Raw genomic sequence first — 12,064 nt, 5'->3', positions numbered from 1 at the left:
ATTCTGCGGAGTTGGTGCGGCACGTCGCTCCACCCGGCGGCGTACGGTGGGGGATATGGTCATGATTCCTACGGTCACTCTTAACGACGGCACCGACTTCCCCGAGCTCGGGCTCGGCACCTACAACCTGCGCGGCGACGACGGCATCGCCGCGATGGTCGCCGCGATCGGCAACGGCTACCGGATCCTCGACTCCGCCGTGAACTACCAGAACGAGGCCGAGGTGGGCGCGGCGGCGCGGGCGAGCGGCATCCGGGACCGGCTCCTCGTCACGACGAAGGTTCCCGGCCGCGACCACGGGTTCGACGAGACGATCCGCAGTGCACGCGGCTCGCTGGAACGGCTCGGGCTCGACCGCATCGACCTGTACCTCATCCACTGGCCGAACCCGAGCGTGGGCCGCTACGTCGAGACCTTCCGCGCGATGCTCGCCCTGCGCGCCGATGGCCTCGTCGGCTCGGTCGGCGTCTCCAACTTCACGGCGCCGATGCTCACGCGCCTCATCGACGAGACCGGGGTCACCCCCGCCGTCAACCAGATCGAGCTGCACCCGTACTTCCCGCAGGCGGCGATGCGGGCGTTCCATGCGGAGCACGGCATCCGCACCGAGAGCTGGAGCCCGCTCGCCCGTCGCACCGAGCTGCTGAGCGAGCCGGTCATCGCCGCCGTCGCCGCCGAGCACGGGGTCACGCCCACGCAGGCGGTGCTGCGCTGGCACACGCAGCTCGGCTCGACCCCGATCCCGAAGTCGGCCGACCCCGCCCGGCAGATCGAGAACGCCGACGTCTTCGGGTTCGCTCTCACGGATGCCGAGATCAGCGCCATCGGCGGCCTGGAGCGCGGGCGCCTCTTCGACGGCGACCCCGACACCCACGAGGAGATGTAGCGGGAGGTTCCGTCGCGGCGTTCCGCGGGTCGCGAACGCTCAGTGCGGGGCGTGGTACTCGGCCTCGCCGCGCTTCCAGTAGCCCTTGATGATCGTGTGCTCGGCGGGAAGTCCCCAGCGCTCCAGCAGCAGGGCGCGGCCGGGCTTGACGATCGCCTGCTCGGCGGCGATGAAGCCGAGCACGTCGCCCGCCGGCCGGTCGGCCCCGAGCGCGTCGAAGCGGGCGGCCAGCGCCGAACCCGACGGGGCCGCGCCGCGGTGCACCTGCTCCACCGTGACCCCGGCCGGGGCATCGACGGGCAGCTCGTGCTCGGCGACCTCGACGAGGATGCGGCCGGTGGCCTCGGCATCCATCAGCCGCGCGAAGCGCCGCATCGCGGGCACCGCGGTCTCGTCGCCGGCGAGGAACCACGCGTCCGGACGGCCGATCAGCTGCAGCGATCCGCGGGGACCGTCCCACGCCGATCTCGGCGCCCAGCGGGGCCGTCGCCGCCCACGGGGCGGCCACCCCCTCGTCGCCGTGCACGGCGAACTCGACGTCGAGCCAGCCGGCGTCGGCATCCCAGTCCAGCGGCGTGTACTCGCGGCTCGGGGCCGCGCGCAGCTCCTCGACCGACTGCGTGGGTGCGGAAGGGAAGAACAGGCGCATGTGGTCGTCGGAGCCGAGCGAGGCGAACCCGCGCAGGTCGTCGCCCTCCAGCCGCACGCGCACGTACGACGGCGTGAGCCACTCGCGCGCGGTGAGGCGCACGGTGCGGAACCGCAGATCGAGAGCGGTACGGGCGAGGGCGAAGGCGCTCATCGGTCCAGGCTATCGTTCGGGGGCATGGGGGTCTCCTTGTCGGAGGGCGGATGCACGGGCGGATGCGCCGTCTCGGGCGGCGTCCGGTGGTAGACGGCGAAGCGGCCCGACGGGCTGTCGACGACCGTGACGGGGGTGCGGAAGATGCGGGTCAGCACGTCGTCGCGGACGATCTCGTCGGGGGTGCCGTGCACGACGACGGCGCCGTCGTCCATCGCGACGAGGTAGTCGCTGTACGCGGCGGCGAAGTTGATGTCGTGCAGCACGATGACGATCGTGCGCCCCAGCTCGTCGGCCGCGCGGCGCAACTGCTGCATCATCTGCACCGAATGCTGCGCGTCGAGGTTGTTGAGGGGCTCGTCGAGCAGGAGGTAGTCCGTGTCCTGCGCGAGCACCATCGCGACGTACGCGCGCTGACGCTGCCCGCCGGACAGCTGGTCGAGAAAGCGCTGCTCGAGGTCGGTGAGGTCGAGGAAGTCGATCGCCTCGGAGATCTTGTCCTCGTCGGGCTGCGTCAGGCGCCCGCCGCTGTACGGGAAGCGCCCGAACCCGACGAGCTGGCGCACCGTGAGCCGCGTGACGAAGTGGTTCTCCTGCCGCAGGATCGACACGGTCTTCGCGACGTGGCGCGTGGGGGCGGCGTGCACGTCGAGGCCGCCGATCTCGATCGTGCCGGCATCCGGCGTCAGCAGGCGCCCCATCATCGTGAGCACCGTCGACTTGCCGGCGCCGTTCGGCCCGACCAGGCCCACGATGCCGCCGGCGGGCAGGTCGATCGACACGGGGCCGATCTCGACGTCGGTGCCGTAGCGCTTGACGACGTTGTGCAGCCGGATCACAGGCGCCCCTTTCGGAAGACGACGACCAGGAAGACGAGGCCGCCGATGAGCTCGACGATGACGGTGACGGCATCGACGAGGGGGAAGACGTGCCGCAGCAGGAAGTACGCCGCGGTGAGGATGACGTAGCCGAGCATCCACGCCACCGGCAGGATGCGGCGGTGGTCGTGCGTGTCGGTCACGGAGCAGGCGAGGGTCGCCATGAGAAAGCCGAGGAACGTCATCGGCCCCACGAGCGACGTGCTCATCGCCATGAGCACCGCGACGAGGGTGAGCATGAGCATGATGTGCCGCTTGTGGTTCATGCCGAGCGTCGTCGCGATGTCGCTGCCGAGCGCCACGACGTTGAGCCGCCGGGCGAGCGCCCAGATCGCGCCGCCGGTCAGCGCGCACACCGGGATGACGAACCACAGGAAGTCGGTGTTGGCGTTGCCGACGTTGCCGAACAGGCGCGCGGCGAGCACGTCGAACTCGTTCGGGTCGAGCACCTGCTGCATGAGGGTGGATGCCGACCCCATCCCGGCCCCGAGGATGATGCCCACGAGCAGCATCACGTGCAGGTCGCCGAACCGGCCCGACAGCAGCCACGAGTACAGCAGCACGGCGAAGGCCACCATGAGGGCGACCTGCAGGAGGAACCGGGCGAACGGGCTCAGCCCGACCGCGTCGGAGGTCGCGGCGGTGCCGAAGAAGAACACGATCGAGGTCTGCACGAGCACGTACAGCGATTCGAAGCCCATGATCGACGGGGTGATGATGCGGTTGTTCGTCACGGTCTGGAACGTGACGGTCGCCAGCGCCTGGCAGAAGGTGACGGTCGCGATGACGACGATCGAGGTGATCCGCATCGACGAGATGCGCCACCAGCGCTCGCTGAACGGCGCGAACTCGTTGCCCCAGCTCAGCAGCAGCACGGTGATGACGAGGGATGCCGCCACGAGGGCCGCGCACACGATGCGGAACCGAGTGCGGTGGGCGCGGGTGGCGTAGGGGCCGGCGCGGCGGTCGAGGGCGGGGCTGGGGGTGAGGCCCGGGGCGATCGCGTCAGCGGACACGGGTCCTCCTCGTGCGCAGGAGCATCGCGATGAACGCGGCCGCGCCGACGACGCCGAGCACGAGCGAGACCGGCACCTCGAACGGCATGATGAGCGTGCGCCCGACGATGTCGCACACCGTGACGACCCAGATGCCGGTGAGGAACACCCAGGGCAGGTTCGTGCGCAGGTCGTCGCCGCGGACGAGGGAGACGAGGTTGGGGACGATGAGGCCGAGGAAGGGCAGCATCCCGACGACGACGGTCACGACGCCGGTCGTGAGCGCGACGAGCGCGACCCCGAGCATCACGACGCGCTCGTAGTTCAGGCCCACGGTCGTGGCGATGTCTTTGCCGAGGCCGGCGACGGTGAACCGGTCGGCGGCGACTGCGACGACGACGGCGACCGCCAGCACGATCCACAGCAGCTCGTAGCGGCCGACCTCGATGCCGGTGAACCGGCCCAGGAACCAGCCGCCCAGCACCTGCAGCAGGTGGAACCGCAGCGCGAGGAACGTCGTGATCGCGCTCACGACGGCGCCGAGCATGATGCCCACGATCGGCACGATGAGCGACGACTTCAGCGTCACGCGACGCAGGAACGCGAAGAAGACGAGCGTGCCGATGAACGCGAAGACGATCGCGGCGACCATCTTGGCGAACACCCCGGCGCTCGGCACGAGGATGTAGGTCAGCAGCAGGCCGAGCCCGGCCCATTCGGTGGTGCCGACGGTCGTCGGCTCGACGAACCGGTTCTGCGTCATGAGCTGCATGACGAGGCCCGCCATCGCCATGCTCGCGCCGGCGAGCATCAGCGAGGCGGTGCGGGGGATGCGGGTGATCCAGAGGAACTCGGCCCCGCGGCCGGTCGCGTCGGTGATGTCGGCGACGCCGACGAACACCGACAGGGTCAGCAGGCCCGCCGTCAGCACGATCGCGACCAGCAGCGGCCAGCTGCGGCGCGACCTTCCGGGGGCGTGGGCGCGGGAGAGGGCGTCGATGTGGGTGACGCGGGGAAGGGCGGGTGAGGTCATGGGCGTGTCCCCCGGTCGTCGAGCGAGCCCGCGGCTCGCTCGACGACCGGAGGTGTCGGGGGTGTCGGGTCAGGCCTGGAAGGTCTTCGCAAGTCCGTTCAGCACGGCGATGTAGGCGAACACGTCCTCGGTGAGGTAGTAGTCCGACGGGAACACGTAGATCGCCCCGTTCTGCACCGCGGGCACGGCGGCCAGTGCCGCGGAGCCGTTGATGAGCTCCAGCGCGGGCGTGACCTCGCCCTCGCCGACGGCCGCGTCGCGGTCGAGCACCATGAACACGTCGGCGTTCGCGCCGGCGAGCGCTTCGAGCGACACGCTGTCGCCGGTGTGACCTTCCGAGCCCTCGGCATCCAGCGCGGGGGTCAGCTCGAGCAGGCTGAAGAAGATGCTCGCGCCGCGACCGTCGGTCGGGTTGGAGTAGTTGATCTCGCCGCCCGAGGTGATGAGGCCCATGACCGTCGTCGCCGGGTCGTAGGCGCTCTTGGCCTCATCGAGCGCGTCGTGGAACTCGGCGATGAGGGCCGCGGCCTCGTCCTTCTTGTTGAAGACCTCACCCATGAGGGTGAGGCTCTGCACGACGTACTCGTCGGCGGTCGTGTCGTCGGGGGCGGTCATGTCGATGAACGCGGCGTCGGGTGCGGCATCCTTCACGCCCTGCGCGTTCTCCTCGCCGCCGAAGCGGTAGCCGTTGATGACGAGGTCGGGGTCGGCGGCGACGATCTTCTCGAAGTCGGGCTCGCCGTGCGTGCCGATGTTGAGGATGTCCTCGTCGTCGGCGAGCGGGTTGTTCGGGCTCATCAGGTCGCGCGGGGCGACGGTGATCGCCAGATCCCAATCGGCGGCGAGCTGGAAGAAGCGGTTGTCGGTGATCGCGACGCTGTCGGCGCTGTCGATCGTGACCTCGTTGCCGGCGAGGTCGGTGACGGTGATGGGGTAGTAGTCCTCTGCGGCAGGGGTCGTCTCGGCGGCCTCGGGCGTGCTGGCGCACGCGGCCAGCGCGAGCGCGGAGACGAGGGCCAGAGAGGCGGCGGCGGTGAACCGGCGCGTGTTCATGGGGAAGCTCCTTTGAGTGGGGCGTCGGAAAGGGATTGGGCATGCTTTGGTAAGGCTTACCTAAATCCACTATTGCCTATGAATGCGCCGTGAGGCAAACCCTCGGCCGCTGAGGGTTTCGTTCGCTGGGGTTCGGGGCGCCGGGTTCGGGCGGCGGGGCGCCCGCTGCCCGCTCAGCGGGCGCGGTGGTCTTCCGGCGCCAGGCGCGGGCCGCGGCGCGGCTCGACGACGCCGCTCAGGCCGATCAGCTGGATCGCCCGCTGCCGGTGACCGCGCCACGGTTCGAGGAGCGCCAGCATCCCGTCGTCGTCGTCGACGCGGCGGCCGGTGAGCGCGAACCCGACCTGGTGGGCGAGGTGGTAGTCGGCGACGCTGACGGCATCCGCATCGCCGAACGCGCGGATGCGGGTCTCGGCGCTCGTCCACGCGCCGACGCCGGGCAGGCTCGTCAGCACCCGATCTGCGGATGCCGGGGATGCCGCCCGTTCGATCGACCGGCGGCGGCCGGCCGCCGCGACGATCGTGCGCGACTGCGGCGGCTCGAGGCCGGCGCGATGCCACGTCCAGCTCGGGATCGCCGCCCAGTCCGCGGGCGGGGCGAACATCGGCCGCGGCGTCGGGCCGACAGCGCGCTCGCCGCACCACGTGAGGATCATCCGCCACGCGCCGAATGCCTGCAGGCCGGTGACCTTCTGCTCGAAGATCGCGCTGACGAGGGCGTCGAAGAGCAGGTCGGTGCGGCCGATCCGCAGGTCCGGATGGCGACGGTGGGCCGCGTCGACGACGGGGTGGTGCGTGGGGTCGAACCCGGTCGGGTCGTCGTCGGCGCCGCACAGGGCGGGCAGCTGGTCGAGCGCCCAGCCCGCGCCCGGACCCCACGCCGCGCCGCGGATCCGGTGGCGCTCGACCCGGATCGCGAGCGTCGCGACGCCGTCGGGCGTGCGCGTCGCCCGCCAGATGACGCCCTCGTGCTCCTGCTGCGCGGGGTCGTGCGCGCCGCGCTGCTGCGCCCGGATCGCCCGCGCCGCGTCGATCGGCGCGCGGGGCCGGTACTCCGTCTCGAGAGGCCGCCCGTGCTCCGGTCGCGGATCCCGGGTGGCGTGCGGTGCGGTGTCGGGTGGATTGCCGGCGGGCAGCGCGTCGGCCCGGTGCCCCGGCATCCATCGTTGTCGTCCCGCCGTCATGCCCGCCACCCTACGCGCCCCCGCCGACGTCCAGGCACCGCCTTCAGTCGCGGCAAGTTGTGGGTGTTGGTGGTGAGCACTCGCGTTTCGCCGCGACTGAGTCATGTCCGGGGTGCTGTGGTGGGTTTGGGTCGCGGCAAGTTGTGGGTGTTGGTGGTGAGCACCCGCGTTTCGCCGCGACTGAGTCATGTCCGGGTTGTCGTGGTGGGTTTGGGTCGCGGCAAGTTGTGGGTACGCCCGCGCAGCACCCGCAGGATGCCGCGACCGAACCGCGGCGGAAGCCACGCAACCGCGATGCGCGGGAGGCTCAGAAGCGGTCGGGCGAGGGGGTGCCGTGGCCGTAGCGGATGACGACGTCGGCGTGGCGGTCGAAGCGGTATCCGACGCCGCGAACGGTGCGCACGATGTCCTCGTAGCGGCCGAGCTTCGAGCGCAGGCGGCGCACGTGCACGTCGATCGTGCGCTCGCCGGGGGCCTCGTCGTCGTCGGCGTGGCTCCACAGCGACGACACGAGCTCGGTGCGCTCGATCGTGCGGCCCTCGCGCAGCACGAGGTACTGCAGCAGCTCGAACTCCTTGAAGGTCAGCGCGGCCGACTCGCCGTCGATGTGCACGCGGCGGCGCGAGATGTCGATCGTGACGCCGCCGGGCACCTGGTCTTCGTCGGGCTGGTCGGCCTTGGTGCGGGCGACGGCGCTCGGCTCGTGCAGGGCCAGTCGCACGACGTCGACGTCGCGGCCCCCGGCTCCGGCCGGGGCGAGGGCGACGGTGGCGTAGGTCTCGGCGTGCGGGGCGAGCTCGCCGAGCGTGCGGCGCAGCGCCTCGACGAGGGTCGACAGCGAGACGCCGTCGGCGACGGCCTTGGCCTCGTCGATGCCGACGTAGAGCGCGAAGCCGCGCGGCGAGGTGCGTGCGGCTTCGACCTGGGCGACGGGGGCGGATGCCGGCAGATCCTCGACGGCGTGCAGGTGACGGGCGGCGGGGCGGGAGAGGAGGGCGGTGTTCGACATGAGAGTGTCCTTTACGGGCGGAACCCGGGAGCGCGGCGCGGGTTCGAGTGTGTTGCGGTGGCCGGCGAGGCGGCCGATGTGCGAGGCGCATCCGTGGGATGGCTCGGGGGTCGTTCTGCGTTCAGAAGCAGCGACCCGGCGGGATTACCGTGTCAACGACACATTCGGCAACACATGACAGCGCCCGGCATCATGATGCCGGTTGTTCCGTTCGCCTCCCGGGCGGACAGAGTGCGTGCGATGTCAGTCATGCGCCGATTATGACCGAATGCGTCGCAATGCGTCAAATCGCACGGATGCCGCCGCAACATCGTGACGGAATGTGACAGAGTGCTCAGTCATGGCCGACCTCAGCTTCGCGAACGAGACGGATGCCTCCCGCTACACGCTGCACCGGGGCGACGACCTCGTCAGCATCCTCGACTACCGCGACGACGGCCGTACGGTCGCGATGACGCGCGCGTACACGGTGCCGGTCTTCCGCGGCCGCGGCTACGCCGCCGAGATCGTCGCGCGGGCCGTCGCCGAGCTGGAGCAGCGCGGCGACCGGCGCGTGCGGCCGATCTGCTGGTACGTCGCGGACTGGTTCACGGCGCATCCCGAGCACGCGGAGCTGCTCGCGCAGGCACCCCGCGGCTCGTAGCTCAGGCCTGCGCGAGCCACCGCCGCAGTTCGGCGACGGTCGGCTCCGAGGTGCGGATGAGGGTCTCGTGGTGGTGTCCCTCGACGACGAAGGAGACGGCATCCGGCACGGCCGCGGCGACCTCGTCGAACCACGGCTGCGGCACGACGAGGTCGAGCTCTCCGCGGACGAGGAGGGTCGGCACCGCGATGCGCGGGTAGGCGTCTTCGGGGCGATGAGCGAGCATCGCGCGGAGCTTGTGGCGCAGATGCGGGCCGGCGCGCAGATACTCGCGCGTGCCGAGCAGCAGCACCTTCGGGCTCTCGCCGAGCAGGTCGCGGCCGAGCCGGGCGAGCTGCGTGGCGGCGCGGCGGCGACGCCGGTCGACGGTGGGCGCGACGAGCACGAGCCGGTGGACGGTCTCCGGATGCCGCGTCGCCACCTCGACGGCGACCTGCGTGCCCATCGAATGGCCGAGCAGCACGACGGGACCGCGATCGAGGTGACGGAGGTACGCGGCGACGAGGTCGGCGATGCGCGGGATCGTCGGGGTGCGCGGCGGCTCGGGCGCCTCGCCGTAGCCCGGCAGGTCCAGCGCGACCACGCAGGCGTCGTCCCGCAGTCGCCGGACGAGATCGGCGAAGACCTTGCGGCCCATCCCGATGCCGTGGAGGAGGACGAAGGTGCGGCGCGCGGCCGGGTCGCCGTGACGTTCGGCGACGATGCCCGCGCCGTCGTACGCGAACTCCTCGATCACTCCCTCGGGGCCGCCGGCGAGGTCTGCGATCGCGCGCGCGGCGGCATCCAGCGTGCTCTCGTCCTCATCCGGCATCCCTCCACGATAGGCCTGTCGCACCGGCGTGCGCTGCGCGTGCACGCCGCGACGCACCGCCCGTACCGCTAGCGTGAGTCGGGTGACGGATCCGACCCGCTCCCTCGATCACGGTCAGCGCTGGCGCGCGTTCTGGGTGTGCGCGTCCGTGGCGTCGCTCACGATCATCGACCTCAGCAAGGTCAACGTCGCCCTGCCGTCGCTCGAGCAGGCGCTCGGAGCCACCTCGACCGAGCTGCAGATCATCGTGTCGGGCTACGTGCTGATGTTCGGGCTCGCGCTCGTGCCGTTCGGGCGCCTGGGCGACCAGCGCTCCCGCTGGACGCTGTTCATCGTGGGGTTGAGCCTGTTCGCGCTCACGAGCATCGTGTGCGCCCTGGCGCCGACGGCCGAGGTGCTGATCGTCGGCCGTCTGCTGCAGGGGATGGCGGCCGGCATCCAGATGCCGCAGGTGCTGGGCGTGATCCAGCAGATCTTCGTCGGCGCCGAGCGCGGCCGCGCGTTCGGGCTGTTCGGCGCGACGATGGGGGTCGCGACGGCGATCGGCCCGACCCTCGGAGGCCTGCTCATCGCACTCGGCGGCGCGCAGGACGGCTGGCGCTGGATCTTCTGGATCAACGTGCCGCTGTCGCTCGTGGTGCTGGCGGGGGTCGTCTGGATGCTGCCGCGCGTGCGCAAGCCCGCGTCGAAGGTGCATGTCGACCCCGTCGGGCTGGTGCTGTTCGCGGCCACCGTCATCACCCTGATGTGGCCGTTCCTGTTCACGACGGGGTCGCCCGACGACGATCCGCGGCGGTGGTGGACGCTGGTGCTGTTCGTGCTCTGTGCGACCGCGTTCACGTGGTGGGAGCGGCGGTACGCCGCCGGCGGACGCCCGCCGCTGGTGCCGTTCTCGCTGTTCTCGATCGCCTCGTACCGCAACGGCACGCTCATCGTCAGCGCCGTGTTCACCGCGATGCCGGCGATGTTCCTGCTGACGAACCTCTTCCTGCAGCTCGGCGTGGGCCTCGAGCCGGTCTTCGCCGGGATGGTGTCGATGGGGTTCGCGATCGCGAGTGCGGTGACCTCGTGGATCGGCGGCACCCTCGTCGGACGGTACGGCCGGCCGCTGGTCGTGTGGGGGCTCGTCATCATGCTCGGGAGCGTGGCCGTGCTCGCGGTCGTGGCGTACACGGCGCCCGCCGACGTCGTCGCCTACGCCATGGCGGGGGTGCTGCTGGTGTGCGGGGCTGGCTCGGGGTTCGTGATCTCGCCGAACCAGGCGCTCACGCTCGCCGAGATCCCGCCGCGGCAGGGCGGGCTGGCCGGCTCGGTGGGGCAGCTCGGTCAGCGCGTCGGCGGCGCGATCGGCACCGGGATCGGGCTCTCGCTGTTCTACGCCGCGATCTTCCGCGGCCAGGCCGCGGGCCGCGAGGGCCTGGACGCCTACCACGAGGCCTTCGCCTACGGGATGATCGCGGTCGGGCTCTTCCTCGCCCTGGCATTCCTCGTCGGGGTCGTCGACCTCGCGCCGCGGCCCCGGGGCGGCGCAGCAGCGAACACGGCAGAGCGCGCCGTGCCGGCGGCGGGCCGCGGCGGCGATGTCGGAGGCCTCGCATAGCGTGGGAGCATGCGCATCCTGCACACCTCCGACTGGCACATCGGGCGGACCTTCCACGGTCACTCCACGCTCGCGGCGCTGCGCGGTGTGCTCGAGGCGCTGACGGCGCAGGTGCGCGAACACGACGTCGACGTCGTCGTCGTCGCGGGTGATGTGTTCGACTCGGCGACGCCCGCCGGCGACTGCTACACGCTGCTCACCGACACGCTGCGCGCCCTCGCCGACACGGGCGCGCAGGTGATCGTCACGAGCGGCAACCACGACTCGGCGGCGCGGCTGGGGTTCCAGGCGGGGCTGTTGCGCGACGGCATCCATGTGCGCACGGACCCGGCGCGCGTCGCGGAGCCCGTCACGGTCGCCGACGCCGACGGGCCGGTGCACTTCTACGGCATCCCGTACCTGGAGCCGGCGCTGCTGCGCGCCAGCTGGCCCGATGCGCGGTCGCAGGCGGCGGTGCTCGATCACGCGATGGGGCTCGTCCGCGCCGACCTGAGCGTGCGGGGCGGCCGTTCGGTGGCGATCGCGCACAGCTTCGTGGCGGGCGTCGAGCCGACGCCGCACCTCGAGCGCGACATTCAGCAGGGCGGGCTCGACGTCGTGCCGCTGTCGACGTTCGCCGGGGTGGACTACGTCGCCCTCGGCCACATCCATGGCCGCCAGCGGCTCGCCGGACACATCCGCTACGCCGGCGCGCCGCTGCACTACAGCTTCGGCGAGGGCGACAAGCCGCGCGGCTCGTGGCTGGTCGAGGTGGATGCCGGGGGCTTCGCCGGGGCGCAGTGGCTCGAGCTGCCGGTGCCGCGGCGCCTGGTCACCCTGCGCGGCAGGTTCGACGAGCTGCTCTCGAATCCCGCGTATGCGGATGCCGAGGACGCGTGGGTGAGCGTGGAGTACACCGACGCGTTGCCGCAGAGCGAGCCGATGCGGCGCCTGCAGGCGCGGTTCCCGTTCTGCGCGAAGGTCGCCCATGCGCCGGGGGCGGCGCGCGACGACGACCGGCGCAGCTATGCGCAGCGGGTGCGCGCGGCCCGCAGCGACGCCGAGCTGATCGAGGCCTTCCTCGTGCACGTGCGCGCCGGCGAGGGCGCGACCGATCGCGAGCGCGACCTGCTGCGCGACGTGCTCGACGAGCGGGTGCGCGTGGAGGCACTGGCGTGAGCGGGGTGGGTG

Annotated in this window: 12 protein-coding genes and 1 pseudogene; 4 read left to right on the top strand and 9 right to left on the bottom strand. The window is 71.6% G+C overall.

The window, feature by feature from the left end:
* Positions 1–55 precede the first annotated feature (55 nt).
* Positions 56–886: an aldo/keto reductase gene (locus QM720_RS02455; RefSeq protein WP_415124575.1), complete on the top strand. Its 831-nt coding sequence runs from the start codon at positions 56–58 to the stop codon at positions 884–886.
* Positions 887–925: 39 nt separating this feature from the next.
* Here QM720_RS02455 and QM720_RS02450 read toward each other — a convergent pair whose 3' ends face one another.
* The 8 genes and pseudogenes from QM720_RS02450 to QM720_RS02415 form a co-directional block, all read right to left on the bottom strand.
* The gene (locus QM720_RS02450) at positions 926–1,261 is read right to left on the bottom strand and encodes a siderophore-interacting protein (protein WP_415127781.1); all 336 of its coding nucleotides are present in this window, start codon (positions 1,259–1,261) and stop codon (positions 926–928) included.
* A 139-nt stretch (positions 1,262–1,400) separates the two neighbouring features.
* Positions 1,401–1,688 (bottom strand): annotated as a pseudogene (locus tag QM720_RS02445) (siderophore-interacting protein); the annotation flags it as partial.
* Positions 1,685–2,527 carry an ABC transporter ATP-binding protein gene (locus QM720_RS02440; RefSeq protein ID WP_415124574.1) on the bottom strand — a complete coding sequence of 281 codons (843 nt, stop codon included), beginning with the start codon at positions 2,525–2,527 and terminating at the stop codon, positions 1,685–1,687. The pseudogene QM720_RS02445 and the gene QM720_RS02440, both read right to left, overlap by 4 nt.
* Complete coding sequence (locus QM720_RS02435) at positions 2,524–3,582, bottom strand: iron chelate uptake ABC transporter family permease subunit (RefSeq protein WP_415124573.1); 1,059 nt, start codon at positions 3,580–3,582, stop codon at positions 2,524–2,526. The genes QM720_RS02440 and QM720_RS02435 overlap by 4 nt, the downstream gene beginning before the upstream one ends.
* Positions 3,572–4,594, bottom strand: coding sequence for an ABC transporter permease (locus QM720_RS02430; protein WP_415124572.1), 1,023 nt, complete (start codon positions 4,592–4,594; stop codon positions 3,572–3,574). Before QM720_RS02430 ends, QM720_RS02435 begins: the two co-directional genes overlap by 11 nt.
* A gap of 69 nt (positions 4,595–4,663) precedes the next feature.
* Positions 4,664–5,647, bottom strand: coding sequence for an ABC transporter substrate-binding protein (locus QM720_RS02425; RefSeq protein ID WP_415124571.1), 984 nt, complete (start codon positions 5,645–5,647; stop codon positions 4,664–4,666).
* Positions 5,648–5,820: 173 nt separating this feature from the next.
* A complete protein-coding gene (locus QM720_RS02420) occupies positions 5,821–6,807 on the bottom strand; it encodes a DNA-3-methyladenine glycosylase family protein (RefSeq protein WP_415127779.1) in 987 nt (328 codons plus the stop codon).
* 331 nt (positions 6,808–7,138) lie between these two features.
* Positions 7,139–7,840, bottom strand: coding sequence for a winged helix-turn-helix domain-containing protein (locus tag QM720_RS02415; protein ID WP_415124570.1), 702 nt, complete (start codon positions 7,838–7,840; stop codon positions 7,139–7,141).
* 340 nt (positions 7,841–8,180) lie between these two features.
* Here QM720_RS02415 and QM720_RS02410 point away from each other — a divergent pair, with 340 nt between their 5' ends.
* Positions 8,181–8,483, top strand: coding sequence for a GNAT family N-acetyltransferase (locus QM720_RS02410; RefSeq protein ID WP_415124569.1), 303 nt, complete (start codon positions 8,181–8,183; stop codon positions 8,481–8,483).
* Position 8,484: 1 nt separating this feature from the next.
* On the opposite strand, the gene QM720_RS02405 is transcribed toward QM720_RS02410, so the two are convergent.
* Positions 8,485–9,294, bottom strand: a complete 810-nt coding sequence (locus QM720_RS02405) for an alpha/beta fold hydrolase (protein WP_415124568.1) — start codon at positions 9,292–9,294, stop codon at positions 8,485–8,487.
* 82 nt (positions 9,295–9,376) lie between these two features.
* Between QM720_RS02405 and QM720_RS02400 the strand changes: the two genes are divergently transcribed.
* On the top strand, positions 9,377–10,894 hold the full coding sequence (locus tag QM720_RS02400) for an MFS transporter (protein WP_415124567.1): 1,518 nt from the start codon (positions 9,377–9,379) through the stop codon (positions 10,892–10,894).
* A 9-nt stretch (positions 10,895–10,903) separates the two neighbouring features.
* Entirely contained in the window at positions 10,904–12,052 is a 1,149-nt protein-coding gene (locus tag QM720_RS02395) for an exonuclease SbcCD subunit D (RefSeq protein ID WP_415124566.1), read from the top strand.
* Positions 12,053–12,064: the final 12 nt, after the last annotated feature.

Source organism: Microbacterium sp. (assembly GCF_047602155.1).
Lineage (GTDB): Bacteria > Actinomycetota > Actinomycetes > Actinomycetales > Microbacteriaceae > Microbacterium.
The sequence above is the reverse complement of the archived record's forward strand: the minus strand, read 5'-3'. Positions and strand labels throughout refer to the sequence as shown.

Excerpts from the sequence above, each read along its gene's own strand:
- QM720_RS02405 (WP_415124568.1), bottom strand. The coding sequence starts at position 9,294 with ATGCCGGATGAGGACGAGAGCACGCTGGATGCCGCCGCGCGCGCGATC.
- QM720_RS02425 (WP_415124571.1), bottom strand. The coding sequence starts at position 5,647 with ATGAACACGCGCCGGTTCACCGCCGCCGCCTCTCTGGCCCTCGTCTCC.
- QM720_RS02430 (WP_415124572.1), bottom strand. The coding sequence starts at position 4,594 with ATGACCTCACCCGCCCTTCCCCGCGTCACCCACATCGACGCCCTCTCC.
- QM720_RS02420 (WP_415127779.1), bottom strand. The coding sequence starts at position 6,807 with ATGCCGGGGCACCGGGCCGACGCGCTGCCCGCCGGCAATCCACCCGAC.
- QM720_RS02395 (WP_415124566.1), top strand. The coding sequence starts at position 10,904 with ATGCGCATCCTGCACACCTCCGACTGGCACATCGGGCGGACCTTCCAC.
- QM720_RS02450 (WP_415127781.1), bottom strand. The coding sequence starts at position 1,261 with ATGCGGCGCTTCGCGCGGCTGATGGATGCCGAGGCCACCGGCCGCATC.
- QM720_RS02410 (WP_415124569.1), top strand. The coding sequence starts at position 8,181 with ATGGCCGACCTCAGCTTCGCGAACGAGACGGATGCCTCCCGCTACACG.
- QM720_RS02415 (WP_415124570.1), bottom strand. The coding sequence starts at position 7,840 with ATGTCGAACACCGCCCTCCTCTCCCGCCCCGCCGCCCGTCACCTGCAC.
- QM720_RS02455 (WP_415124575.1), top strand. The coding sequence starts at position 56 with ATGGTCATGATTCCTACGGTCACTCTTAACGACGGCACCGACTTCCCC.